Below are 25130 nucleotides of genomic sequence, written 5' to 3'. Positions count from 1 at the left end.
TGCACAAGAATAGTCCAATCTTGACGCGTCTATATTTTTTAGATAACGGCCGATATTAGTTATGTTTTTAAATTAAATCGCCATTTTCGCGTCGATTCTTCCGGATACCGAGCCAATCGATAATTGCATTCACGCTTTGCGCAAGCCTGTCGCGCTGCAAAAAAATGCGGGCGGCCACCGCCACAGCCGCCGCCCGCAGGGTCAAACCGTCGCGACGGGATTCGCCGGCGCGCCGACCAGGCCACGGATATGCAACGGCGGCGCGGTCAGCAGAAACCGGTTCCGGTGGTGCGCATGCAGCCAGTTCGCGAGCGGCGTCAGGTGCCACAGCTCGCCGAGGTGAATGCCGAGCTTGAACAGGCACAGCTCGTGCAGCGGCATCAGTGCGCCGGGTCGCGCGAGCGGCTGCGCATGCTGCGGACGCTCCTCGATCGCATGGTTGTCGGCCACGAGCGCGGCCAGCCCCGATTCGTCGATCCACTGCAGCAGCCGCGCATCGCCGCTGTCCAGCACGCACGCGCTCGCGACCGTCGCCGGCGATCCGCCGCCGTCGTTCAGCAGCAGATCCGCGAAGCCCGTGTGTATGCAGACGATGTCGCCGCGCTCGACCTGCACGCGGTCCGCGTCCATCACCTGCATCAGCTGCGCGAAGCCGACCTTCGTGCGCGCGTCGCCGAAGTGACGCCGCAGGTCGATCAGCACGCCGCGCCCCTGCACGCCCGTCTGCGCCATCACCTCGATGCCGAGCGCGCGCGCGCCGCCCGTCGCGTCGCCCTCCTGCGGCACCTGCAGATGCTCGCCCATCCGGAAACCGTTGTAGAACACGATTTCCGGCACGCCGTCGTCGTCCGCGTCGAACAGGCCGCCCACGTGCGACAGGCCGTCCCATTGCGTCGAGAACTGCGAGTGCATGCAGAACGCATCGTCGCAGACCACATCGGTTGCGTTCGCAACCTGTTCGTCCGCGCGATAGCCGAAGTACGGCTTGCCGCCCAGCAGCGCCGGCATGACCGCCGGCGGCCGCCGCCGCGCGTTCAGCCCGCCGCCGCGCGGCACGTCGAGCGGCAGGCTCAGCGAGAACGACAGCCCTTCCCGCACCTCGGCTGCGCCCTGCCGCACCTTGTCCGGCGTCAGCCAGTTCAGCCGCCCCTTCTGATCGTCGGGGCCGAAATCGCCCCAGTTCGAGCCGGGCGGCCGCTTTTTCCAGCGGGGTGCATTCAAGATCCGTGTCCTCCTTCCGTGCCCGACGTCAGCGCCGCGAGCGCATCGAGCGACGCGTCGTCGGCGAGCGCCTGCACCGCGTCGCGCAGCGCGAGCGCGCGCGCCATGCCGAGCGCCGAGCTCGCCGCCAGCACGAATTTCGCGGCGAGCTCCTGTTCGGTCAGCGGCCGCGAATTCGTGCCCTTGCTCGACTCGATCCGCGCCTCGCGCACCTGCCCGTCGCGCAGCTCGACGCGCAGCACGGCCGGCAGGAAATTCGGAAAGCGCGCGTCGCACCACGGATCGGCCACGCAGCGCACCTTCGCGGCCAGCGCGCGCCGTGCGGGGTCCTGCGCGAGCGCATCGTCGAAATCGTCGAACCAGACGCCGAGCCCGCCGCCGCCGAGCAGCGCCGCCGCGACCGTGTACGGCCCCGAGAACGCCGCCGCATAGCCGTTCGGCGGATTCGCCTTCAGCTCCGCCGGCTCGCCGATCGTGCGCAGCGTCGACGTCGCGACCCGCAGCTCGGCCGACACCACGTCGTCCGCCGTCACGCCTTCCGCCTTCAGCTGCAGCGCCGCGTCGATGCCCGGATGCGTGAAGTGGTTGCACGGATACGGCTTGAAGATGATCCGGCTCGTCTCCCATTCGTCGCCCAGGTCGCGCAGCACCGCGTCGACGTCGGCGAGGTCGCCGCACCACGCGTGGAAGAAGCCGAAGCGGCCTTCGAGCGCGGTCGGCGGCGCGGTCACGCCCGCGCCCGCCAGTTCCGCCGCGCTCACGCCCGCGTGCGCCGCCCAGCCGCAGTGGACCCGCTTCACCGAGCCGCCGGTGCGGTTCGCTTCGAGCAGGCCCGCGCCCATGCTCGCGGCAATGCCGAGCGCCGCCGCGATCTGCTCGGCGTCGAGCCCGAGCAGCATCGCCGCGGCCGCCGCCGCGCCGACCGTGCCGCAGATCGACGTCGCGTGCTGGCCGCGCTCGAAGAACACCGAATTGCCGAGCCGTTCGTTGTACGCGGCGACGCCGAGGCGAATGCACACCTCGGTGCCGACCGTGATCGCATCGAGCAGCGCCGCGCCCGCCGCGCCGCTCGCCTGCGCGGCGGCAATCGCGGCCGGAATCACGGACGCGCTCGGATGCAGCACCGACAGCATGTGCGAATCGTCGAAGTCCATCGCATGCGCGAGCGTGCCGTTGACGAGCGCGGCGCTCGCGGCCGGCAGCCGGTCGGGCGCGCCGATCACGCTCGCCGGGCCGGTGCCGGCCCAGCGCCGTGCGACCTGCAGCACCGACTGCGCGACCGGTTCGTCGTGCGCGATCAGGCTGTTGCCGACCACGTCGAGCACGCGCGCGGCGGCCTCGACGCGCAGCCGGCGATCCAGCCCTTCGGCGCGCACCGCCGCCGCGAAGCGGCCGAGCGCGCCGACGATGCCGTCGGGCGGCGCGGGCCGGTGCGTCGTGGTCGCGGCCGCGGCCGCCGGAGCAGAAAGCGTCTCGGGTGTGCTCATGCCAGTGCTCCACTGAGTCGAAGATTGTTCGCGAGCGCGAGCGTCACGCGCGCGTTGGCGATCAGCGGCGGCGCGACCACGCGGCCGTCCGGCAGCACGAACACCGACGACGCCGAGTCCTTGCCCGCCGCCGCCTCGACCGCCTCGAGCACGCGTTCGGCCGCGCGAATTTCGTCCCCCGACGGCGTGAACACCTCGTTGATCACCGGAAGCTGCGACGGATGGATCGCGAAGCGGCCGAGAAAGCCCATCGATTTCGCGCGCAGCGTCGATTCCTTCAGGCCGTCGAGATCGGGCAGCGTGTGATAGACGGTCTGGATCGGCCCGGTCAGCCCGGCCGCGCGGGACACCACGACGCAGCGCGCGCGGCACACCTCGAGCGTGAAGTTGTCGACGCCGATCTGCAGGTCCGCGCGCAGGTCGCTCTCGCCGAGCCCGATCCGCTCGAGCCGCGGCGACGCGGTCGCGAGCTGATAAGCCGTCTCGACGCCGTACGCCGATTCGATCAGGATCTGGATGCCCGCGTCGCAGCCGAGCGCGTCGAGCCAGCCCGCGACCTCCTGGATCTGCTGCGGCAGGTCGCATTTCGGCAGGCGCAGCGCCTGCAGCGCGGGCTGCGCGATCGCGTCGACGTCGTCGCGGCACCACGGGCTGCCGAGCGGGTTGATCCGCACGTACGTCGGCTTCGGCGGACCTTCCGCGAGAATCGCGGCGGCCGCCTGGCGTGCCTCGGCCTTGTGGCTGGCCGGCACGGCATCCTCGAGGTCGAGCACGATGGCATCGGCTTCGCTTGCATACGCCTTCTCCACCACCTGCGCCTTGTGCGCGGGCACGTATAGGTAACTGCGGTAAGTTGCGCTGGTTTTCATAGAATGCCCCGTTCGGTCAAATCGGCGATCTCGCGCCGCTCCAGTCCCAATGCGCCGAATACTTCGTCGTTGTGCGTGCCGCGCGCCGGTCCCCCCCAGCGAATCGCGCCGGGCGTGTCGGACAGCCGGAACGGCACGTTGTGCGTGCGGAACGCGCCGAGTTCCGCGTCGGGCACCGACACGACCGAGCCGAGCGCCGCGTACTGCGGATCGCGCAGCACGTCGGCGACGTCGTAGATCGGCGCGACCGCCGCCTGCGCGCGCTCGAACTCGGCGATCACCTCGTCGCGCGTGCGCTGCCCGATCCAGCCGCCGACCGCCGCATCCAGCTCGTCCGCATGCTTCGCGCGCTCCGCGCCGTTCGCGAACCACGGTTCGTCGATCAGGTCCGCGCGGCCGACGAGGCGCATCACGCGCTCCGCGATGCTGTGCGCCGACGTAGACAGCGCGACCCACTTGGCGTCCGACGTGCGGTACACGCCGCGCGGCGAATTGTTCGGCGAACGGTTGCCGGTGCGCTCGGGCACCCGGCCCGTCTGGTCGTAGCTCGCGACCTGCGCGCCCATCGCGGCGAGCATCGTCTCGATGATCGCGAGATCGACGACCTGGCCGCGCCCGGTGCGCTCGCGCGCCTTCAGCGCAGTCATGATCGCGAACGCGGCGGTCAGCCCCGCGACCGTGTCGGCGAGCGGGAACGACGGCAGCAGCGGCGGCCCGTCCGCCTCGCCGGTGATCGACGCGAGCCCGCTCATCGCCTCGGCCAGCGTGCCGAAGCCGGGGCGGCTCGCATACGGGCCGAACTGGCCGAAGCCCGTCACCCGCACGAGCACGAGCCGCGGGTTGATCGCGGACAGCACGTCGTAGCCGAGCCCCCAGCGTTCGAGCGTGCCGGGCCGGAAATTCTCGACGACCACGTCCGCCTGCGCCGCCAGCTCGCGAAAGATCCGCTGGCCGTCGTCCGTGCCGAGATTCAGCGTGACCGCCCGCTTGTTGCGCGCGAGCACCTTCCACCACAGCGGCACGTCGTCGCGGCGCGCGCCGTACTTGCGCGCCGGATCGCCGTCCGGATGCTCGACCTTGATCACGTCGGCGCCGTAGTCCGCGAGCATCGTCGCCGCGAGCGGGCCCGCGAACAGCGTCGCGGCGTCGATCACGCGAATGCCGTCGAGCGGCGCCGGTTTGGAGGCGTCCGACGCCGCGCCGGCGTCGACGTCCTCGATATCCACAGAGGCCATGCCGTTCTCCATTCAGATGGATTGCACGGCGCGCCGCGCACCGACATCATCTGCATGACTAATCATCATGCGGCGATGCGGGCGCGGCGCGCGACCTGCCGATCAGACGGCGTTGATCCGGTAGATCGGGAAATACGTCTGGATCTTCCCGTTCAGGTAGTCGGACGCGAGCTTCGGCACCTCGTCGAAATCGAAGATCTCGGTCGGCTCCTGCCCGATCCAGCCGCTCGTTTCCTGGAAATCGCGGATCGTGATGCTGTCGTCGTAGCGCCACGCATGCGTGTGGATGTGCAGGCGGCGGTTGATGCATTCCGTCGCGCGCAGGTTCCACAGGCGCATCCCGGTCTTCCAGCCGACCGTCGCGATGATGCCGGTGCGGCCGACCACGCGCATCGTCGCGCGATACAGCGCGCCGCCGAGGTTGTCGAGGAAGATCGCGACGCCGCGGCCGCCGCTCAGTTCCGCGATCGTCTCCGCGAACGCGCGCTCCGACTCGCGATAGCTCGCCTGGTACTCCGGATCGGTCTTGTAGCGCTCGTCGTCATACGCGAGATTCGGGAACTTGCGGCGATCGACCGGCGTGATGCCGAGCTTCGCGAGCTCCTCGAGGCGCCGGTCGTTGCTCGCCGTCATCGCGACGCGAAAGCCCTCGCGCTTCGCGAGCTGCAGCTCGGCGAGCGTCGTGCCGCCGCCCCAGCCGAACACCAGGTAGTCGGCCGGATCGACGTCCGGCAGCTGCGAGCGCCAGCACGCCGACGCCACCTTCCAGTTGTCCCACGCGGTGAAGTAGCGGCCGTACGTCGCCCATTGCAGCAGCGAATGACGGCTGTCCGTCGGCACCGCCACGAGGTTGTCGGCGCGCATCTTGGTCCGCTGCGCCATCACGCCGATCGTGCCCGGCGCGTCGTACGCGTAGACGAGCTCGGCGAACCCGTATTCGTCGCGCTTGCCGAACGGCATCACCATGCAGATCTCGCCTTCCTTCAGCGTCTTCACGCCGCTGCCGCGCTCGACGATGCGCACCAGCGCACCATTGCCGAGCACGATCTTGTCCTCGCGGCGCTGCCGGCAGATGTCGACCGGGTTGCGCGACAGCGCGTGGTCGAGGTTCGCTTCCCACGATCCGTACAGCGGCTCGACCAGCACCTCGCCGGCTTCCAGATCGGAGAATTCGAAGGTTTCGCGACGCAGCTCGCCCGCCACGGGCGCCTGCTTCCTGCTCGGTTCCGGTCCTGCGTAGAGAACCCATGCATCGGTCTTGATCATCGTCATGCCTCGGTAAATGACTCCGTATGAATGGTGCACACCGAACACGCCGCTTCGTTCAGCGCGAAACCACCTGCTCCAGTGCCGCCTCCACGTCGGCCGTCGCGGCGACCTGCCCGAGCTTCGGGAAGATCTGCGTCAGCGCGAAGGTCTGCGCGTCGGCGGACGACGTGCTGACTGCGTCGCTGACGACGACGACGTTGTAGTTGTTCTCGTATGCCTGGCGCGCCGTCGATTCGACGCCGATGTTGGTCGCGATCCCGGTCAGCACGATGTCCGTGATGCCGCGCCGGCGCAGCTGCACGTCAAGGTCGGTGCCGGTGAACGCGCCCCACTGGTGCTTCGTCACGACGATGTCGGACGGCCCCACGCCGAGCGCCGGCGCGAACGCGCTCCATTCGGGGTCGAGATTCGGCGGCGCCGACGGCGCATCCGTCTTGACCTTCAGCGCAACGCCGCCGTCCGGCTGATAGCTCGTGTGCACGTAGATGACGGGAAGCTGCAGCGCGCGGAACGCGGTCGCGAGCTCGACCGTCTTCGCCACGACCTGCGCGCCGGTGTAGGGCACGACCGGCAGCGACACGATGCCGTTCTGCAGATCGATGGCGACCAGGGCGACCGTGCGATTGAGCGTCGGAATGGACATGTAAAAACCTCACTTCTGTTGGGGGATGGAAGAAGCGGCGGCATCCAGGTGCCGGCTCGACGCTGCGTTGAGCAGCAGCAGCACGCTGATGACCGCCAGGACGATGGCCAGCTCGCGCAGGCCGCGATCGCTCGCCGGATGGCCGAGCGCCAGCCCGACGAGCGCAAACGACAGGCTGCCGCCGACATACTGCGCGGTGCGGTACAGCCCCGAGGCCGTGCCGATCCGGTCATGCGGCGCGCTCTGGTAGAGCGCCGACTGGTTGCCGAGATTGTTGAAGCCGTTCGGCACGCCGAACACGATCGACAGCAGCACGATCGACCAGACCGGCATCGCGCTGGTGAGCAGACTCATCACGACGCTGCCGACGCACAGCATCGCGGAGCCTATGATCAGCACCGGCCGCGAACCGTGACGGTGCGCGATGCGGGTCGCGAGCATCGTCGCCACCGTGCCGACCCCGGCCACCGGCAGCATCACGAGGCCGGCGTCGGCGGCGGACAGGCGCTTGGCCTCCTGCAGCCACATCGGCAGCGCATAGAAAATCGCGTAGAACACCGCGTAGGTGCCGACGCAGCGCAGGTACGTGCTCGTGAGCGCACGGTTGTCGCTCAGCATGCGGATGTCGATCAGCGGCGTCGCCGCCAGCCGCTCGCGCCGGACCAGCGCCGGGCACAGGACCAGCGTCGCGACGAGCAGCAGCCAGTCGGGCGCGCGCGACACCGATTGCAGGAACAGCAGCAGGCTCGTGAGCGTCAGGACGAACAGCGCGACGCCCGGCAGGTCCAGCTCCTTCAGCGTGCCGCGCAGCGTGCGGCGTTGCTGCGCACCGCGCGGGACGACGTCGGCCGGAATCCACAGCCACGCCAGCACGAAGGCCAGCAGCACGATCGGCACGTTGATCCAGAAGATCGCGCGCCAGCCCGCGAACTGCACGAGCGCGCCGCCGAGCGGCGGCCCGAACGCGACGGCCACCTGCGCCGCGACCGAGATCGCGCCGAGGCCGCCCGTCGGCGTCGCGCCGTTCGCGTGCCGCAGCGACCACGTGCGGATCATCGCCATGCCGGCCGGATACGCGGCGGACGTGCCGATGCCGAGCGCGACGCGCGACGCGATCAGCCACCCGAGCGACGGCGCGAACGGCGCGAGCGCGGACGCGATCAGTACGATCGCGAGGCCGATGCAGAAGATCCGCTTCGCGCCGAAGCGATCGGCGAGCCGCCCCATCGTCGGCTGGCCGACGGCCGTCGCGAGATAGAGGCCCGACACGAGCCACATCGTGTCGATGCGTTCATGCGCCGCGCCCTGCGGCGCGAACGCCTGCTGGATGCTGACGAGTGCGACCGCGATCATCGACGAGTTCAGCGCGTTGAGCAGCGTGCCGAGCACGATCGGGCCCACCAGCCTGGCCGGCAGGCGCAGGCCCGCCGCGCGCGCATTGCCGCCGCCTGCCGGCGCGCCGCCGGGGGTCGAGGGTGTTGCTTGCGCAGGTCGATCGGAAGTCGTTTTCATGGCGTCGTCGAGTGGTGAATTCGCATCGCTCGATCAAATTCGAACGTGCGTTCACCTTACCGTTGCGATCGCCGTGAATGAAATGGATTGTTGCGATGCACACATTCGTCGCTTGAATGCAGATCGTGAGCGACGCAGTGGGGGCGGATACGCTTTGGCGCATCGGGCGGCATCGCGAAGCGCCGCGCCGGCCTTGCCTGTCGGACGGACGCGGCGAAACGCGGAGCGTCGCGCGCGCAACGTTCGGCATGCCGCGCGCGCGGTCGCCGCAGGCGCCGGATGACGGTTTTATGCGGCGGTGCGATGCGAAATCAGAGGGCGGGCTCTAGCCACGCCGAAACCGCTCATGCACCGGTCGTATGACGGCCGGAAGGCGACATCAGGCGTGCATGCGAAGCGGGCTCGAACGCGACGGCGCGCATACCTGCTTTTCCAGATACGCGAGTGCGTCACCGATCGACAACGCATGCTGTTCGCCGTTTCTCAACCTCAGCGACACCGCGCCGGATTGCGCTTCCTTCGGTCCCGCTATCGCGAAGATCGGCGCGGCCAGCTCGCGCGCGTCGAAGATCTTGCGCGGCAGGCGCTCCGGGCGAAAGTCGCGCAATACGCGGCAGCCGATCGTTTCGAACGCGAGCGCCGCGCCGTCCGCAAACGGACGTTCTTCGTCGCCGATGTTGGCCACGACGATCTGGTCGGGAGCCAGCCACGTCGGCAGCCATCCTTCATAGTGCTCGAGCAGGATGCCGATGAATCGCTCGAGGCTGCCGAGGACCGCATGATGCAGCATGACAGGCGTCGCCTTCGCGCCGCTCTCCGACGCATACGTTGCGCCGAGCCGCTCCGGCAGCACGAAATCGAGCTGGATCGTGCCGCACTGCCACTTCCGTCCCTGGCGGTCGAGCAGATGGAATTCGAGCTTGGGCCCGTAAAACGCGCCTTCTCCCTGCTGTATCTCGAAGTGCAGTCCGGCCGAGCGCGCGGCAAGCGCCAGCATCGATTCGGAGCGGTCCCAGAGCGCGTCGTCGCCGGCGCGAACCGACGGCCTCGTCGACAACGCGACGTCGAAGCGGTCGAACCCGAAATCCGCGTAGATCGTCTTCAGCAGACGGCAGAACCGTGCGACCTCGGCTTCGACCTGATCCTCCATGCAGAGCACGTGGGCATCGTCCTGCGTGAACGCCCGGGCGCGCATCAGGCCGTGCAGCGAACCGGACGGCTCGGCCCGGTGAACCGCGCCGAATTCCGAATATCGGACGGGCAGGTCGCGATACGAGCGCGACCCTCGCTTGAATACCTGCACATGGCAGGGGCAACTCATCGGCTTGAGGCAGAACGGCTGCCCGTCGCTGTCGAGCGAGAACATGTTCCTGCCGAACTTCTCCCAATGGCCGCTTTGCTCCCAGAGCGCGCGCGACGCGATTTGCGGCGTGCGCACTTCCGCGAACCCGGCCTGCCTCATCCGTTCGCGAATATATTCCTCGACCACGCGATAAAGCGCCATTCCGCGCGGATGCCAGAAAACGGCGCCGGGACTTTCATCCTGCTGGTGAAACAAATCGAGCTTGTTGCCGAGCACGCGGTGATCGAAAGCATCCATCATGTTCTCCATTCACGTTGAGGCCGACGAAAACGGAGCATGAAAAAAGCCCCGTCGTCTCCGGCGGGGCTTTGGGGTGATCCGACGCATCGATCTACGACACGCGACCTCCTCCACGCCCGCCATATGCGGTCGCGGTGGTGGTGGTCGTAGTCGTGACGAAAAATGCGTTCATGCGAGCAATCTAGCGACGCGATTAGCCGTTGTCAACAAGCTGCAGCTTCTTCGGATTCAGGGCGTGCGCCCGATCTCGTCGATGTCCGGCGTGAACCGAAGCACCGTGTATTCCAGCACCGATACGTTCGACCCGCCGGCCGGGCCTTGAACGACGATCGCATGGACCGCGCCTTTCCGGTCGAATTTCAGCGCCCTTCCGGTTGCATCGTTGCGCAGCGCGTCGAGCTCTTCGATGCGCGCCACCGCGAGTTTGCGCACCGCACCGCAGACATAGACCGGGAGAAACGCCAAAGCGATGAACATCGAGAACGCATCCTTGATCGTCGTGTCGAGCAGCATGTGGCTGGACAGCGCGAGCGACACCGACGTCGCATGGACGAAGATCGCCATCACGGTCGCGCCGGCGCCGAGCGACGAGAAGCGTTCGGCGGCCTGCTTCGTGCGCGCTCTCATCACTGCTCGCGTCGTGGGCGACGCCACGAGAATTTCGCGCTTCGCGCCGTAATAGCCGGCCACGCCAAGGAACAGCGTCACGACGGCGCTCAGCAGGAGCGCCCAGCCGATCTGCTCGAACAGGATGAGCACGAACAGCAGCACGAAAATGCCGGCCAGCGGATACAGCAGGAGCCTGAAATCATAGCCGTCCTCGCCGTGCCCACGGACCCACCGTTTCACCAGTGTGTTTTCCCAGAACCGGCTCTCTTCGTGCAGCGAGATCTCCTGACTATTCGACAATTTTTCACCTGTGGGGGCCGGCGCCGATCATCGCCCGCAATGGTGTAGCGATCGTGCAGCCAGTGTGAACATTCGATGGAGACGTTGGCATTTCCGCGAATTTTCGCGTCGAATCAGCCGGCAGTATTGAGAGAAAATGGAGATTCCATGGCTGACATTGTTTCGAGCCCGACGCCACGCCAACATTGCATCACACTCCTGTTACGCGAAACGCCGCTGAACCGATGAATGCGCTGATACTGATTGCTGAAGACGAGCCGGAAATTGCGGAAATCCTCGACGCATACCTGACCCGCGAGGGATTTCGCACCTACCGGGTCGGCAACGGGCAAGCCGCACTCGACGTGCAGCCTCTGCTGAAGCCCGACCTGATCCTGCTCGACATCAAGATGCCGGAGAAGGACGGCTGGGAGGTGCTCATCGAGCTGCGCCGCCGCGGCAATACGCCGGTCGTCATCATCACGGCGCTCGATCAGGACATCGACCGGCTTCAGGGCTTGCGCATCGGCGCGGACGACTATATCGCGAAGCCGTTCAATCCCGTCGAGGTGGTCGCCCGCATCCGGGCGGTGTTGCGGCGCTCCGGCACGTCCCTGCAAGGGGGCGTGATGCGGGTCGGCAACCTCGAGGTCGACACCGAAAGCTATCTGGCCAGGGTCCGGTCGGACTCCGGCGAAACCCAGGTGTCGCTGACGCTGACCGAGTTCCGGCTGCTCGCCCACATGGCGAGATCGCCCAACCGCGTCTTCACGCGCAGCGAGCTGGTCGACGCGTGCCTCGCCGGCAGCGGCGCGCTGGAGCGCACCGTCGACAGCCACATCAGCCGGCTGCGCAAGAAGCTCGAATGCGCCGGCGCGCCCGGCATGCCCGAGGTGATGCGCGGCGTCGGCTACCGGCTGCAGAGAATCCAGTGAACACGCGCAGCAAGCTGAGCCGGCAGATCGTGCTGTCGATGGGGCTGGTCTCGGTCGCCACGACGCTGATCATCTTTGTCGGCCTGTTCGTCATCTACGGGTTGCTGTTCACCTTTTCGCCGCCCGCGCAGGAGCGCATCATCGATATGCTCATCCCGCATGCGGCCGATTACCTGATCTTCGCGATCCTGCTGCTGACGGGACTGATCGCCGCGGTCGTGATGGCGACCCGGCTGGCCCGGCGCATTCTCAAGCCGCTCAACTCGCTTGCGGAAAGCGCGCGCAGCATCGCCGCCGGCGACCTGGCCGCCCGGGCGAATCCCGGCGACCGCTCGCTCGGCGAGACCGCGCTACTGGTCGACGACTTCAACGCGATGGCGATCCGGCTGCAGGGCATGACCTCCGAGATGACGGCGTGGAACGCGGCGATCGTCCATGAACTGCGCACCCCGCTCACGATCCTCAGGGGCCGGCTGCAAGGCCTGCGGGACAAGGTGTTCGAGCCGGACGAATCGCTGTTCCGCGGCCTGCTGAATCAGGTCGAAGGCTTGTCCCGGCTCGTCGACGACCTGCACATCGTCACGCTGCAGGACATCGGTCGGCTGGACATGAACATCCAGCCGACCGACATCGCGCTCGAAGTCCAGAGCGCCGTCGATTCCGTCAGCGACGCGCTGCACGACGCCGGCTTTGCCGTCGAAATGGCGACCACCGCGATCGTCGCGCAATGCGACGGCGCGCGCATCCGGCAGGCGCTGCTCGCGCTGCTCGACAACGCGCGCCGCTATGCGGTGCCCGGCAAGCTTCGCATCGAGATGACGGTCCAGGGGTCGAGCGTCGTGCTTCGCGTAGAAGACGAAGGCCCCGGCCTCAGCCCCGAATTCGCGCGGCATGCGTTCGAGCCCTTTACGCGCGCGGACGTGTCGCGTTCCCGCAAATTCGGCGGCTCCGGCCTCGGCCTGTCCGTCGTCCGCGCGATCGCCCAGGCGCACCACGGCCAAGCGCGGTATGTCACGTCGCGCGCCGGCGGGTCCATCTTCGAGCTGGACATTCCGCGTCGCAAATCGTGACCTCGATGTTCGTATAACGTGCTGCCCTTGACGAACCGCTCTTCGGAGGAAAGCACTTGAAACTCCCGTACGAATGGCAGATCGGGTTGCGGTACACCCGCGTCGGCAAGCGCACGATCGGCACGACAGGCAACGGCTTCATTTCGTTCATCGCCGTCGCGTCGATGTCGGGCATCGCGCTCGGCGTGGCCGCGCTGACGTTCCTGCTCTCGGCGCTCGCGACGCTCTATCCGAGCTGGCGCAGCGCGCGGGTCTGGCCGGCCGACGCGTTGCGCTACGAGTGAGCGCCGCCTCTACGCCGCCCACGCCCTTTTCCGCTACAGTAAGTGCACGGGCCGCGAACGCGGCCGCACTTTCTTCAAGCACACGGAGTCGCGATGCATTCTCCTCAAGCCTATAGCGCCGACGCACCGACCCGCGCGGAAGTCGATGCGCTCGCGGGCGTGACCGTCATCGAGTTCGGCGCCAACTGGTGCGGGATCTGCCAGGGTGCGCAGCCCGCGATTCGCGATTCGCTTTCGGCGCACCCCGCGGTTCGGCACCTGAAAATCGAAGACGGTCCCGGCCGTCCGCTCGGGCGCTCCTTTGGAATCAAGCTCTGGCCGACGCTGGTGTTCCTGCGCAACGGCGTCGAGGTCGCGCGCGTCGTTCGCCCCGTCGATGCGCGGCAGATCGAAACCGACGGCTTCGCCGCGCTGGCCTGAGCACATCGGCATGCCACGATCATGAAACAGGCGATTCAACACGTTATCGTCGACGCGCGCGGGCGCGGCCTCATCGAGTTCACGTCGCAGGTACGCGCGTTCGTCGACCAGCAGTCGATCCGCACGGGCCTGCTCACCGTGTACTGCCGGCATACGTCCGCTTCACTGCTGATCCAGGAGAATGCGGACCCGTCGGTGCAGCGCGATCTGGAACGCTACTTCGCGGCGCTCGTGCCCGAGGACAGTTCGCGCTACGAGCACGACACCGAAGGCCTCGACGACATGCCCGCGCATTTGCGCACGGCGCTCACGCAGGTGCAGTTGTCGATTCCGGTGGAGCATGGACGGATGGTGCTCGGGACGTGGCAGGGGATTTACCTGTTCGAGCATCGGCGTGCCGCGCATCAGCGGGATATCGTGCTGCATTTGATCGGGGAGTGAGGCTGTAGTGTGCGCGCGGCGTCGCCGAGGTGCGACGCCGCGATGTCGCGAACGACGGAAGCGCCGGGTTATTCCTGCGCCACCCCGGGTCGTTCCGTGCGCCTGAACGCAAACACGTGATTGATGACCTGGTCGATTTTGCTGAAGAATGTTTCGGCGCCGTAGCCCGCCGCGAATGCAATTGCCGATGCGGACAAACTCAGGCCAAAACTGGTGCTGACATGCATCACGGCGGTGGACGGGTCGAAGAACAGTCCAACTGTCACGCCGGCGATCAGCCCCAGGGGCAGACGCACCATGGTGAGAATTCTATCCCTTGGCGCCAGCACACCGTCCTTGACCTTTTCGTGAATGCCTCGAACCGAAGCCGCGAAGGAGCCGATCACGGCGAATAGAATCGGGAGGATGTAATTCGAAAAAGTCGAGACGACTATCGCAACGGAGCGCGCATCTTCCTGCCTTCCCTCCAGCGTGGGCACCTCGAATATGAACCTGATCGGCCAAAATGCCCAACTGTCACCGTACATGGAAACGCCTTTGATCGCCTTGTTGTAGCGAGCGGCAATGTACGAATACTCATCGCACAGCTCCACGACCTGGTAGGTTTCGTTCTTCAGATTATTTCCATTGCAATGCTCCTCGATCAATTTCGAGGGCATCGTTGCGCCGGCGTTCAGGGCAAATTGCTTTGCGAGCGTCGAATAAAGCGCGTTTATCGACTCCATGTGCGCCGCCCTTTCCTGCTCGAAACGCGATACCACCTGAGCGCCGTAAGAGACAATCGACAGAAGAATTGCGGCAACCACCGTAATCACGGAGGCCCACCAGCTCATTTGATCCTTGAGGCGACGAAAGCGCCGAGCGTGAGTGACCAGTCCCGGGAAGGCATCTTTCGCAACCCTTATCCTGGAATAGCGCGTCACACTTGGATCCGTCGTAAATGGCCCCGGCAGAATTTTTTCATCCTCTACGAACATGTACGTGTAAGCGATGGTCATGCCGCTCGCGGGCCGGACCAGGTGATTCAATTGGCATTTTGTCTTGAGCAGGAATTCCACATTCTCGTCAGTGAGCGGGCCCGGCCGAATGGCGAGCCCCCATATTTTTTTAATTAATTCCTGGACTCCACTTTCTTTTTTTGCATCGCAAAGCAACTTGTCCGATCTGCCCGCAAGACCGTCGAGAAGCAGCAATATCTCCTTGATTTCACAGTCAAAGAACTCGCTCAGCTCCTTATCCACCACTTCACTCTTGTCTCGAAAATCATTCATTTGAGCTCTCCTCACACCCCGATTTCCAGAGGAATTTCTCCTGGAAATATGCCCCGCTCGCCCGCTCCTGCGATGAGTGCCTCACAACCGGTTCCGGCCGTGGCCAGCCGCGACCGGTTGCGAGCGTCTTGCAGGTGGCGGGAACTGCCGCCACCGCGCTTTCACCCGGTAAACGTCACGGTAACCGTCGCATCCCCAAGCGTGGTCGACGTCAGCGACACCGGCGGGTTCTGCGAGCTATCCACGATCGTCCAGGAGTCGCCGTTCTGCGGGTTGCCCACCGTGCGTCCGTCGGCGCCGCATGCCAGCGCGGTCGTGAACTGCACCGGTGTGAAGCTCGGCAGCGCCGCGGTGGGCAGCCCCCCGTCCGGCGCCTCCATGATCCATTCGGCGCTGTTGCCGTCGAACGTGGCGCCGGGTGGCGGCACGATGGTCAGCGAGAAGTGCTCGCCGGTCGTGTCGTTGGCGAACGAGAGATGTCCCGCGGTCCCGTTGTTGATGTACTGAACCGAGCAGAATACGGTGTCGCCCGGACTGACCGGGAAGTTAGGAATGTTGACCTGGTAAATGTACGGCGGCACGTCGAAACCGGTCACATCCACTCGTGCCACGTTGAGATTGTCATTGCCGTCGCCTTTCCACGCGTAGAAGAGGCTGCCGTCGTGCTCGGCGATCGCCGGCGCGTCGGAGCTCGTTTCGGGCGAGATCATCTTGCCGCCGAAGCTCTGGCCATCGTCCGCGGAGACCATCAGGTTCAGATTGTCGTTGCCGTCGCCCCGCCAGCCGAGAAACAGATAACCGTTCATGCCGGCAATCGTCGGGTTGAGCGGGCTCGTGTCGCCCAGCGTGATCTTGTTCGAAAAGCCGGTTGGCACGCCGGTGGACTCGTCGATGTCCACGATCGCGACGTTGAGGCTGTCGTTGCCGTCGCCCTTCCACGAGATGAACAACTCGCCGTCGCTGACGCCGAGCGCGGGCGCAACCGGGCTCGTCTCGTTCGAGACGTACTTGTTGCCGAACGTGGCGCCGCCATCGGTGGAGACCATCACATTGAGGTTGTCGTTGCCATCGCCTTTCCAGGCCAGATAGACGGCGCCATTGAGCAGCGCAAGGGCCGGCCGTACCGGGCTCGTATCGCCGAGAATCGCCTTGTTGACGATGCCGGTTGGCGCGCCCTCCGGATCGAGCGCCACCGTTGCGACATTGAGGTTGTCGTTGCCGCTGCCCTTCCACGCGACGAGGAGCGTAGTGCCGTCCGATGCCAGCGCAGGCGCGTCGTCGCTGGATTCCGGCGAAATCACCTTGTTGCCGAAACTTGCGCCGCCGTCGCTGGATACCATCACGTTCAGGTTGTCGTTGCCGTCGCCCTTCCACGCGAGATACAGATTCCCGTTGCACGACGCGAGCGATGGGCTGACCGGGCTCGTGTCACCGAGAATCACCTTGTTGTTGCTGATACCGTCGATCGTGCCGCTCAGCTGGCCCGGTGCGAACCACTCGAACCACGCGACGTAAGAAGCGTTGCCGCCCGCGTCGACGCGCTGCTCCACCCCCGCCTGCAGCACATCGTTGGAGTTGTAGGCGCCGTCCAGACCGATCCACGACGACGAGTTCCAGCCGCCCTCCGTCCCTTGAGCCTCGGTGGGCTCGCTGACGGTGGGAACGGTCCAGAAGCCAATGCACGAGACCCAGTTGCCCTGAATGGTGCCGCCACTCCAGTTGCCGGAGGTAAAGGCGGCCTCGGTCTGCTGCAGCGGTTTGCGGACATGCGTTTTGCCGCGCTGCGGGCGCAGCACGGGCATGATGCGCTTGTCGGGTTCCCAGCGTCGCGAGAACGCACGCGCCCACGCCGCGCGTGCTTGCGGATCACCGTCGGAGCCCGGGCGCGCCCACAACAGCGCGTGCCGGACCAGATCGTTCGGACTCGCCGTGTTCGGGTCGAACTCGGCGACAGGCTCGCGCGACGTGTACACGCCGTGAAGACTGGTGGGCACCACGTCGAAGGGCAGCCGCCGCCGGAATGGAACGTGGCGCTGAATGCCGTTGTTGCGATTCATGATCGATGTCTCCTGAAAAGATACAGGCCGAGCGCTTCGGCATGAACGGACAGGCAGGTCAGTCACCACCTCGCGCAGGCGGCGCTGCCTGGGCTTCCTGCGCGACCTGCGCTACTTGCACGGGCTGCACAGCCGGTGCTGCCCGTGCAGCCAGCGCGGCCTGCAGAGCCTGGCCATCGAGGCTCCCCAACCCCGTGCAAGCGTCCCAGCGCGGCGCCACCGGGTAGCCTTTCACATTGCCGAAGTCGTTGTTTACCGGGCCGGGCGCGCCGCCAATTGCACGAAATGCCGATGCCGGAAGGCCGTACAGGATGGTGTTGAGATATCCAGCGGGAAAGCCATTGTTCGCGTTGATCCGTGCGACAAGACCCGCGTAGAGCGGTGCGACGGCGCTCGTTCCACCGACCGGTTGCGGTTGCTGACCGTCGATCACTTGCAAGTAGCCGCTGTTTTCGCTTGCGTTCCCGGCGATATCAGGCACGCCCCGGCCGGCCTGCCCGGTACCCACTCGCTTGGGAAGCGCAACTTCTGACTGGTAGGACGGAACCGGAAATCGCGCACTCACCCCGCCCCCCGTCGCACCCTGTCCAGCCGCGCCGACGTCGTTCCAGACCCATTCGTCAAAGGCGCCGCCATTCACATTGCCGATGGTCGTGCCGCCACAAGCGGTCACCCAGGGGTCGCTTCCCGGATAGCTGGTTTGCGCCTGGGTCGCGCTTGCGACCTGGGCTCCCGTGTCGCCCGACGACACGAGCACGGTGATCCTGTTTGTGCTGGCGTCCTCGAACAGCATCGTGAACTGCTGCCATTCGCTGTCCGAAAAGCTCGGCTCGCCAAGGTCGTCGGGTCCCCATCCGTAGCTGATGGACACGATACTGGGCGTTGGCTCGCCTGCCTTGGGATGAATCATCATCTGCAACGCGTGAATCATGTTCTGGGTCTGAGCCCCGGCGAAATAGACCGCAATCGTCGCCTTTGGTGCGATCGCGCCTGCCACGGTAACGTCGAGGCCGGTTTCTCCGTCGGATTGTCCGGAGTTTTGCGTCCCGTCAACCGCGACGTCGATGATATGAGGGACGGGAAGACCGCCGAGTGCCGCCATGGTCGCAGCGATGTCGGAGGGCGCATAGCCTGCCGGCCCCTCCGATGTCTCCATCTCGTACAGGCCGATGGTCTGCCCCGCCCCGTCGCCCGACGGGAAATTGTAGAGAGTCGCGACCTGAGCGGGCGTCAAAGGCCGGGTGTTGGGAGGATCCATGCTTGCTCGTTTGCGGGCGGCCGACGCAGTCGAAAAATGCTTCGCATGAACCTTGCGGTTCGTCAGGCCCATAACCGCCTCCACATAGTCCGCAATGCTCGCCGGCACGCTCACGGCACCATCGTGACTGCGATAGGCACCCCGCGGGTATTGATAATCGTTGAGCTGGACGTTGAAGGCTTTGTTCACTGTCGCGACCGTCCCTCGCACGATCACGGACCGCCGCGCCGCATCCGCGTCCACGATGCTGAGTCCCTCGGCGGAGGCAAAGGCTTTGACCGCATCGAGCTCCTTCGGGTCGGCTCCATGGTGGAGGGCGAATGCGTCTCGGGCAGGCCGTACCGATCCCTTGCCATCAATGGCGCCCCCCGCCGCCCCGGCGGCCGACTGGGCATCGCCCGGCCTTCGCCGAAGCAGCAACGTGACGGTCAGCTCATGCGCACTATCCGTTGGCTTCAGTTTCGTATAACCCGTAGGGTGAGGATGCTCGCTGCCCTTTATGAGGCGATATGCTGCGGAGGTGGCCATCACGACCTCTCAAAGTAAGTACACCTATTTAAGAATTCGACCGACATGGCGCAAACCATGCGTTGCCCCCATCGGCCGGGCGGGAGACTCAATGTGTACCGCTCGTGATCCTGTCGATCATCGCCTTGACGGCGCTCATCTGATTGCCCGCCTTGGTGGCGTAGTGCGGATCATCGTAAGCAAACCAGTCCCAGCAACCATTGGGATTCGTCGTGGTCTCCGGGTCGCCGTCACCTACGTAGAGCTGCGGGTAAAGCACGATGATGTTGTTCGTATCGGCCCACGCGTTGTAGCCGGTATTCCTGACGAACGTGGTGCCGAACGGGGCGCCGCCGCCCGAATAGGCGGGGTACTGCAAGCAACCATGAAACACGACATGCAATCGGCATCGCTGGCCGTTCGCACAATTGGCGGGTACGAAGACCCATCCCGTATCGGCCATGCTGTGCTGGCGGGGGTTGCCGATAAACTCACTCTGGTCGAATTCGATGAAGCGCCGATCGTCGAGCGAGCCGGCATTTCTGGGATTCAAGGAACCGTAAATCCAGTTGAGCAACTGGCCCGCCGCATCGAACCGGCAGTCGTTGATGTACGGATTACCCTTGAAATTACAGGCATTTCCGAACGAGTCCGTCGGCATCGCATGCTCGGCCGGCACGTTCTTGACCAACCTGATGTTCGATGCGTCGACGAAGTGCCGATAGTAGGTCTGCAGATCGTTCATCACGGACGGGCGGACGACCGAGTCTTGAGTGCCCGAGAACATCCAGATCTTCTGGCTGCTCAAGTTCGAAGTCGGATCGATCGCCTGATTGCGCGCATTCGCATCCGTTATCCGGATCAAGGTCGGGACGTCGGTGGGCATCAGCGCGTTCATGCAGGCAATCATCGCTGTCGACAGGCTTCCCTGCGCACAATCGTAAGGCCCGCCGGCAATAATTCCGGCCCCCTTCAGAATCGACGAGAAGGCAACGTCGAACTGGACTGCCATGAATCCGCCGGAAGACAGGCCGGAAACCGACGTCTGTTTTATATCGACGTTGAATGCAGGAAGCTTGGCAATCTGCGCATTCGATGATGCCGATTGGACCAATGCCGCCGTCAGGCCGACGATGCATAACGCTACGCGAATGGCAACGCGATACGACATGTTCCGCTCCTTGGATTAGCTGCCATCCCACGCAGGGGTGGCGCAGACCAGCGTAACAATGCTCAATACGTCCCAGACTGTCGGGTGCCTGTGCAGGCAGGTTGCACAGGCAATGATCGCGCGCAATTGCATAGGCGCGGCGGCACGTAAGAGCGTCGCTTGAAGCGAAAGCTGTGTCGCACGAATAGGAACTGTTGATTTCAGTTCGTAATTTTTATCGATCGGATTTTTGTTCCGATCGGGTTGTTGCGATGAAGACTAGTTGCTGCATTTAACCGCTGCAGCCAGCACTTTCCCGAATAAACCGCCGGCGGTTTCTGGCATTTGTTTTGCAGTTGCCCAAATGGATTCAAGGCAGTCTATCTCGCCGACCACAGCTGCCGCCTGGCTCGACTCGACTTGCAGACATCAGGCCCGCCCATTGGACGGGAAATTGCCGTCAAACCGACCAGCGGCAAGAACCATCCATTAAGCGATTCGATAAAGCGGCGGTTCGCCGGCCACCCGATTTTGTGGAATGGTCGCGCCAATTGTTTCGGACCGACCATCGCGACCACCTGCCGTCGAGCCCCCTGAGCGCACCCCCTTCGACCTTGATTCCGATCGCCCCCTCCCGCGGCGTCAGGGCTGACGTTTGCCACGGCCACCAGCGGGTTTGCCGGCCGGCTTACGTGAACCCGCAGCCGGCTTGCCGGCGGGTTTGCTGCGTGGCTTTTGCACGCTGAACGGGTTACCGCCGGACAAACTTGTGCCTTTACCTGCCGCTACCGCGCGCTGCGCCGCAGGCTTGCGTTTGTTTTCGCCACCTTGCGGGCGCGGTTTCTTGCTGAGCGCCTGCGTGGCGCCCGGCGCAGCTTGCGGCACTTTGGGCTTCTTGGGCTTTTTGGGTTTCTTGATGAGCTGGCCCGTTGCGCTGGTTTGCGGCACGCGGTGTTCGGCTTCAAAACCCGGCTCTTCTTCACGGGGCAGCGTTTGCCGGATCAGCGCTTCAATCGCTGCCAGTTGCGGCGCTTCGTCGGCACACACAAGGGACACCGCCACGCCGCTGGCGCCCGCGCGGCCGGTACGGCCGATACGGTGCACATAGTCTTGCGCCACGATCGGCAGATCAACGTTGATCACCAGCGGCAGGTCGTCGATATCCAGCCCGCGCGCAGCCACATCGGTGGCTACCAGCATCTGTACTTCGCCCGTCTTGAAGCGCTCCAGCGCACGCAGGCGCGCGGGTTGCGGTTTGTCGCCGTGGATCGTGTCGACCGCATAGCCCGCTTCATCCAGCATGGCCGCCAGGTAATCCACGCCTTTGCGGGTTTTGACGAACACCAGCGCGTGCTGCCAGTTGTTCTCGGCCACAAGGTGCATGAACAGCTCAGGCTTGTTCCTTTTATCCACCGGCACCACCCACTGCTTGATCTTGCTGGCCGTGGCGTTGGGCGGGCTGACGCTGATCTTGACCGGGTCGCGCAGAATGCCCGCCGCCATCGCGCGGATATCATCGGAGAACGTGGCGGAGAACAGCAGAGTCTGGCGCTGAGCGGGCAACGCGGCAAAGACGGCGTCGAGTTCGCGTGCAAAGCCCAGATCCAGCATGCGGTCGGCTTCGTCCAGCACCAGCGTTTGCACTTGATCAAACTGCACTGCGTTCTGGCGATTGAGATCCAGCAAACGGCCCGGCGTGGCAACGAGCACATCCACGCCCTTGCGCAACTTCATCATCTGCGGGTTGATGCTCACACCGCCGTAGGCGGCCAGGAATCGCAAGTCGAGGCCTTTGCCGTAAGCGATAAAGCTCTGCAGCACTTGTTCAGCCAGTTCGCGCGTGGGCACCAGCACCAGAACACGCGCGCGGTTGCTGGACACCGCCGGGCCGTGTTGCACCAGCCGTTGCAACAGCGGAAGCGCAAAACCCGCCGTTTTGCCGGTGCCGGTCTGTGCCCCAGCCATGACGTCCTTGCCGCTGAGCACGGCAGGAATCGCCTTGGCCTGCACCGGCGTAGGTGTCTGGTAATTGAGATCCTGCACATTGCGCAGCAAGGGATCGATCAGGCCAAGCGAGGCAAAAGACATGGACGTATTCCGGGCTAAAACCGCAATTCTAGCGGTTACCGCGCTGATTGCACCGCGCACCCCGCATCGCCACCCACTGTCCGAATTAAGGCCGGGGAAAAGTCGCGACGGCACGAACAGGAATGCTTATTTCCAATGCGTCGACTCCCAATCCGCTTACTCGTCGGATCATGGCGTTCACCTAACATGCCGTGCCGCCCTCGACACGCAGAGTTTGGGTCGCGCCCCCGTGGGTGATCGTCAGGAAACCGGTTTGCTGGGTCGAATCGGCTTGCTCGTTCGTAACGCCATTCTTGAGAGTCTCGATCACCCGAGTGGTGCGCGAAGTATCTTCGAACACATGGGTGTACCGGAGTACTTTCCCGGCGCTCGACTCATCCACCTTGCTTGCGGTCAAATGTACCCGGATGAGCGTGCCATCAATCCGAATGAAGCCGGTTCCTTCGGTATCCGAGCTACTATCGCGGAAGACGGCCCCGGCCGACTCCGGCGCCCCCACACGCGTCAATTCGGTCGTGCAGCCATTGAGCTCATTTTCACCGTCGTCGAGCGAAAGCGTATCGACTGAAAAGGTACGAGGCGACGGGGGTGTCGATGACTCAGGCTGCGCCGTTCCAGCGTGATAAGTGGCGGCATGAGATGGCGTTGCCGAATGATCGTTGCAGGCCGTGAGCGAGCTCGCTGCGCCGCACAGCATCAGCAAGAGCGGGATGATTCTTTTTATTGGCATGGATGGATGGGCTGAATTTCCGAAACTTGAGATATTCAGGATTCCGTTATCTCATCAAACTCAAGTAGCGTCCGCAGCCGTCATCGGTGGCGGATATGCGGAAGGCGACAGGTTTCGAAGCACCATGCGATCAAGCTCGGCTCGCGCATGCGCAATTTTCGCGTCGGCTGCAACGATTCTCTTTTGGCGGCGATAACGCGCCATGAGAACCGAACCGATTATCACGAGACCGAAGACGACATTCGAAACGGCAGGCGTATTGTCTGCCAGTTGACCGGCCACGGTACCTACGATCGCGCCGACAAGCACGCCGAACGCAGCAGCCAGGATGCCATCGATGATCCAGTTCTTCGAAGGGTAGTTGAGCCGGGCGACATTGAGTGCGACGACGGCATCGACCATGCCGTCCACCTTGCCCTGTACGGTATCAAGCTGCCCCTCGATGACCTCCATCAGGTGGTTGGCACGCTCCTTGTCCGATTTGGCGAGCGTTCCGGCGTTGGAATAGGTCAGCAGGATGCCTTCCATTTCTCTCCACATGGCGTCCAGATCGCTTGAAACCAGACCTTCTTCCCGAAGATAGTTCCACCCGGTATCGGCATCGTTGAGGTCGACGTATGTGCCGTACGATGCACAGCATTCGAAAACTGCAAATGCCCGGCGCAGCGCAAGTCCAGTGGTGAAATTGTCATTGGCTCGCGACCGCTGGCTTTTCGCCATGTCGATCGTCGAGTTGCTTGATGATTCGCTGCATTTTCCGAATCCGAATCCCATGCGCGTCCTTCGTTTTTTTGGAGGTCGGGATTCAACATGTTGAGATTTCCCGACCGGCCGATTTTACGACAATTACATCCGCACGTCGGCTTCGCCGCCTTCAGCTTCCAAACCTGCCAAGCCCGTTTTTCACGATTCAAATCCTGCTCGCGGACAGGCCGAAGCATTCCCCGCATCGCCGCGCTATACTCCCCCTCATGGATACGAACCCGACCACGCCGAACCTGCATCGTTGGTGGCACGCCTGAACCCGGCGGCCCGTTTCCCCACGCATATCGCAAACGTGATGCCGCCAGTCCTGGCGGCATTTTCGTTTCAGCGCGCTGATGGCTGGTGGCATCAAAACCATGAGGCTCCAGTCCATGACACACGCAAACCGCCCCACGATCCTGACCGGCGACCGCACCACCGGCCCGCTTCACCTCGGCCACTACATCGGCTCCCTGCGCGCCCGCGTCCGGCTTCAGCATGAAGCACGGCAGTTCCTGCTCCTCGCGGACACCCAGGCGTTGACCGACAACGTCGGCCGGCATCAGAAAGTGACCGGGAACGTCGTCGAAGTCGCGCTCGACTATCTTGCGGTGGGCATCGACCCGACGAAGTCGACCATCGTCATCCAGTCGCAAGTGCCTGAACTGGCGGAGCTGTCGCAGTACCTGCTCAACCTCGTGACGGTCGCGCGCCTCGAGCGCAACCCCACGATCAAGGAGGAAATCCGCCTGCGCGGGTTCGAGCGCGACATTCCGGCGGGCTTCCTGACCTATCCGGTCAGTCAGGCGGCCGATATCACGGCGTTCAAGGCAACGCACGTGCCGGTGGGCGACGACCAGCTGCCGATGATCGAGCAAACCAACGAGCTGGTGCGCCGCTTCAACAACACCGTCGACCGTCCGGTACTGGTCGAATGCGAAGCGTTGCTGTCACCGGTCACGCGCTTGCCCGGCATCGACGGCAAAGCCAAGATGAGCAAATCCCTCGGGAACGCGATCGCGTTGGGCGCCACGCCGGACGAAATCACGAAGGCGGTCAACGGCATGTACACGGACCCGTACCATTTGCGCGTCAGCGACCCGGGCAAGGTGGAAGGCAACGTCGTGTTCGCATTTCTCGATGCGTTCGAGCCGGACACGCAGAAGGTGGACGAGCTCAAGTCCCGCTATCGCCAAGGCGGACTGGGCGACAGCGTGGTCAAGCGCGTGCTGAACGAGCGGCTCCAGTCGCTGATTGAACCGATTCGCGCGCGCCGTCGCGAACTGGAGAATGACCGGGCCGAGGTGCTGGCGATCCTGCGTCAGGGCACGATGCGTGCGCGGGAAGTGGCCGGCGCGACGCTGTCCGAGGTCAAGCGCGGGCTGGGTTTGACCTACTTCCAGAGTTGATCTGATCGAGGGGAATGAGCACGCGCTGCCGCCAGCGTC

General features: G+C 64.7%; 21 protein-coding genes and 1 pseudogene. 6 read left to right on the top strand and 16 right to left on the bottom strand.

The features are described from left to right. Nucleotides 1-201: 201 nt before the first annotated feature. The 9 genes from HWX31_RS34435 to HWX31_RS34395 all read right to left on the bottom strand — a co-directional run bounded on the left by HWX31_RS34435 (nt 202) and on the right by HWX31_RS34395 (nt 10748). On the bottom strand, nt 202-1221 hold the full coding sequence (locus tag HWX31_RS34435; RefSeq protein ID WP_174965018.1) for a cyclase family protein: 1020 nt from the start codon (nt 1219-1221) through the stop codon (nt 202-204). Next, a complete protein-coding gene (locus HWX31_RS34430; RefSeq protein ID WP_174965019.1) occupies nt 1218-2708 on the bottom strand; it encodes an MmgE/PrpD family protein in 1491 nt (496 codons plus the stop codon). Before HWX31_RS34430 ends, HWX31_RS34435 begins: the two co-directional genes overlap by 4 nt. Next, the gene (locus tag HWX31_RS34425) at nt 2705-3577 is read right to left on the bottom strand and encodes an HpcH/HpaI aldolase/citrate lyase family protein (protein WP_174965020.1); all 873 of its coding nucleotides are present in this window, start codon (nt 3575-3577) and stop codon (nt 2705-2707) included. The genes HWX31_RS34430 and HWX31_RS34425 overlap by 4 nt, the downstream gene beginning before the upstream one ends. Then, entirely contained in the window at nt 3574-4824 is a 1251-nt protein-coding gene (locus HWX31_RS34420) for a CaiB/BaiF CoA transferase family protein (RefSeq protein ID WP_174965021.1), read from the bottom strand. Before HWX31_RS34420 ends, HWX31_RS34425 begins: the two co-directional genes overlap by 4 nt. Nucleotides 4825-4914: 90 nt before the next feature. Then, the gene (locus HWX31_RS34415) at nt 4915-6078 is read right to left on the bottom strand and encodes a quinone oxidoreductase family protein (protein ID WP_174965022.1); all 1164 of its coding nucleotides are present in this window, start codon (nt 6076-6078) and stop codon (nt 4915-4917) included. Nucleotides 6079-6136: 58 nt separating this feature from the next. After that, nucleotides 6137-6724, bottom strand: coding sequence for a hydrolase (locus HWX31_RS34410; protein WP_076477328.1), 588 nt, complete (start codon nt 6722-6724; stop codon nt 6137-6139). Between the two features lie 9 nt (nt 6725-6733). After that, entirely contained in the window at nt 6734-8236 is a 1503-nt protein-coding gene (locus HWX31_RS34405; RefSeq protein ID WP_174965023.1) for an MFS transporter, read from the bottom strand. Nucleotides 8237-8615: 379 nt separating this feature from the next. After that, nucleotides 8616-9836, bottom strand: coding sequence for a threonine--tRNA ligase (gene thrS, locus HWX31_RS34400; protein WP_174965024.1), 1221 nt, complete (start codon nt 9834-9836; stop codon nt 8616-8618). Between the two features lie 231 nt (nt 9837-10067). Continuing rightward, nucleotides 10068-10748 carry a hypothetical protein gene (locus tag HWX31_RS34395; RefSeq protein WP_174965025.1) on the bottom strand — a complete coding sequence of 227 codons (681 nt, stop codon included), beginning with the start codon at nt 10746-10748 and terminating at the stop codon, nt 10068-10070. Nucleotides 10749-10972: 224 nt separating this feature from the next. Here HWX31_RS34395 and HWX31_RS34390 point away from each other — a divergent pair, with 224 nt between their 5' ends. The 5 genes and pseudogenes from HWX31_RS34390 (at nt 10973) to HWX31_RS34370 (ending at nt 13877) form a co-directional block, all read left to right on the top strand. Then, a complete protein-coding gene (locus HWX31_RS34390) occupies nt 10973-11662 on the top strand; it encodes a response regulator (protein ID WP_174965026.1) in 690 nt (229 codons plus the stop codon). Continuing rightward, complete coding sequence (locus HWX31_RS34385; protein WP_174965027.1) at nt 11659-12732, top strand: ATP-binding protein; 1074 nt, start codon at nt 11659-11661, stop codon at nt 12730-12732. The genes HWX31_RS34390 and HWX31_RS34385 overlap by 4 nt, the downstream gene beginning before the upstream one ends. A 56-nt stretch (nt 12733-12788) precedes the next feature. After that, a pseudogene (locus HWX31_RS34380) lies at nt 12789-12950 on the top strand (lipoprotein-releasing system transmembrane subunit LolC); the annotation flags it as partial. A 159-nt stretch (nt 12951-13109) separates the two neighbouring features. Continuing rightward, the gene (locus tag HWX31_RS34375; protein ID WP_174965028.1) at nt 13110-13436 is read left to right on the top strand and encodes a thioredoxin family protein; all 327 of its coding nucleotides are present in this window, start codon (nt 13110-13112) and stop codon (nt 13434-13436) included. A gap of 21 nt (nt 13437-13457) precedes the next feature. After that, nucleotides 13458-13877 (top strand): secondary thiamine-phosphate synthase enzyme YjbQ, encoded by a 420-nt coding sequence (locus HWX31_RS34370; RefSeq protein WP_174965029.1) that lies wholly within the window; start codon nt 13458-13460, stop codon nt 13875-13877. Nucleotides 13878-13945: 68 nt separating this feature from the next. Here HWX31_RS34370 and HWX31_RS34365 read toward each other — a convergent pair whose 3' ends face one another. The 7 genes from HWX31_RS34365 to HWX31_RS34335 form a co-directional block, all read right to left on the bottom strand. Then, nucleotides 13946-15148, bottom strand: a complete 1203-nt coding sequence (locus tag HWX31_RS34365; protein WP_174965030.1) for a hypothetical protein — start codon at nt 15146-15148, stop codon at nt 13946-13948. A gap of 161 nt (nt 15149-15309) precedes the next feature. After that, entirely contained in the window at nt 15310-17205 is a 1896-nt protein-coding gene (locus HWX31_RS34360) for a G1 family glutamic endopeptidase (protein ID WP_174965031.1), read from the bottom strand. A 58-nt stretch (nt 17206-17263) separates the two neighbouring features. Further along, on the bottom strand, nt 17264-18991 hold the full coding sequence (locus HWX31_RS34355) for a S53 family peptidase (protein WP_174965032.1): 1728 nt from the start codon (nt 18989-18991) through the stop codon (nt 17264-17266). 88 nt (nt 18992-19079) lie between these two features. Further along, nucleotides 19080-20141: an extracellular catalytic domain type 2 short-chain-length polyhydroxyalkanoate depolymerase gene (locus tag HWX31_RS34350; RefSeq protein WP_232427175.1), complete on the bottom strand. Its 1062-nt coding sequence runs from the start codon at nt 20139-20141 to the stop codon at nt 19080-19082. 621 nt (nt 20142-20762) lie between these two features. Continuing rightward, nucleotides 20763-22208: a DEAD/DEAH box helicase gene (locus HWX31_RS34345; protein WP_174965033.1), complete on the bottom strand. Its 1446-nt coding sequence runs from the start codon at nt 22206-22208 to the stop codon at nt 20763-20765. Nucleotides 22209-22389: 181 nt separating this feature from the next. Beyond that, a complete protein-coding gene (locus tag HWX31_RS34340) occupies nt 22390-22911 on the bottom strand; it encodes a hypothetical protein (RefSeq protein WP_174965034.1) in 522 nt (173 codons plus the stop codon). An 87-nt stretch (nt 22912-22998) separates the two neighbouring features. Beyond that, nucleotides 22999-23712, bottom strand: a complete 714-nt coding sequence (locus tag HWX31_RS34335) for a hypothetical protein (RefSeq protein ID WP_174965035.1) — start codon at nt 23710-23712, stop codon at nt 22999-23001. 362 nt (nt 23713-24074) lie between these two features. On the opposite strand from HWX31_RS34335, the gene trpS reads away from it, so the two are divergent. Further along, a complete protein-coding gene (trpS, locus tag HWX31_RS34330) occupies nt 24075-25091 on the top strand; it encodes a tryptophan--tRNA ligase (protein WP_174965036.1) in 1017 nt (338 codons plus the stop codon). Nucleotides 25092-25130: the final 39 nt, after the last annotated feature.

The sequence above is a fragment of the Burkholderia ubonensis genome, from assembly GCF_902833085.1.
Classification (GTDB): domain Bacteria; phylum Pseudomonadota; class Gammaproteobacteria; order Burkholderiales; family Burkholderiaceae; genus Burkholderia; species Burkholderia ubonensis.
Note: the sequence above shows the minus strand (reverse complement) of the source record. Positions and strands in the feature narration are given on the sequence as shown.

Excerpts from the sequence above, each read along its gene's own strand:
- HWX31_RS34430 (WP_174965019.1), bottom strand. The coding sequence starts at position 2,708 with ATGAGCACACCCGAGACGCTTTCTGCTCCGGCGGCCGCGGCCGCGACC.
- HWX31_RS34425 (WP_174965020.1), bottom strand. The coding sequence starts at position 3,577 with ATGAAAACCAGCGCAACTTACCGCAGTTACCTATACGTGCCCGCGCAC.
- HWX31_RS34420 (WP_174965021.1), bottom strand. The coding sequence starts at position 4,824 with ATGGAGAACGGCATGGCCTCTGTGGATATCGAGGACGTCGACGCCGGC.
- HWX31_RS34415 (WP_174965022.1), bottom strand. The coding sequence starts at position 6,078 with ATGATCAAGACCGATGCATGGGTTCTCTACGCAGGACCGGAACCGAGC.
- HWX31_RS34410 (WP_076477328.1), bottom strand. The coding sequence starts at position 6,724 with ATGTCCATTCCGACGCTCAATCGCACGGTCGCCCTGGTCGCCATCGAT.
- HWX31_RS34405 (WP_174965023.1), bottom strand. The coding sequence starts at position 8,236 with ATGAAAACGACTTCCGATCGACCTGCGCAAGCAACACCCTCGACCCCC.
- thrS (WP_174965024.1), bottom strand. The coding sequence starts at position 9,836 with ATGGATGCTTTCGATCACCGCGTGCTCGGCAACAAGCTCGATTTGTTT.
- HWX31_RS34390 (WP_174965026.1), top strand. The coding sequence starts at position 10,973 with ATGAATGCGCTGATACTGATTGCTGAAGACGAGCCGGAAATTGCGGAA.
- HWX31_RS34375 (WP_174965028.1), top strand. The coding sequence starts at position 13,110 with ATGCATTCTCCTCAAGCCTATAGCGCCGACGCACCGACCCGCGCGGAA.
- HWX31_RS34370 (WP_174965029.1), top strand. The coding sequence starts at position 13,458 with ATGAAACAGGCGATTCAACACGTTATCGTCGACGCGCGCGGGCGCGGC.
- HWX31_RS34365 (WP_174965030.1), bottom strand. The coding sequence starts at position 15,148 with ATGAATGATTTTCGAGACAAGAGTGAAGTGGTGGATAAGGAGCTGAGC.
- HWX31_RS34360 (WP_174965031.1), bottom strand. The coding sequence starts at position 17,205 with ATGAATCGCAACAACGGCATTCAGCGCCACGTTCCATTCCGGCGGCGG.
- HWX31_RS34355 (WP_174965032.1), bottom strand. The coding sequence starts at position 18,991 with ATGGCCACCTCCGCAGCATATCGCCTCATAAAGGGCAGCGAGCATCCT.
- HWX31_RS34350 (WP_232427175.1), bottom strand. The coding sequence starts at position 20,141 with ATGTCGTATCGCGTTGCCATTCGCGTAGCGTTATGCATCGTCGGCCTG.
- HWX31_RS34345 (WP_174965033.1), bottom strand. The coding sequence starts at position 22,208 with ATGTCTTTTGCCTCGCTTGGCCTGATCGATCCCTTGCTGCGCAATGTG.
- HWX31_RS34335 (WP_174965035.1), bottom strand. The coding sequence starts at position 23,712 with ATGGGATTCGGATTCGGAAAATGCAGCGAATCATCAAGCAACTCGACG.
- trpS (WP_174965036.1), top strand. The coding sequence starts at position 24,075 with ATGACACACGCAAACCGCCCCACGATCCTGACCGGCGACCGCACCACC.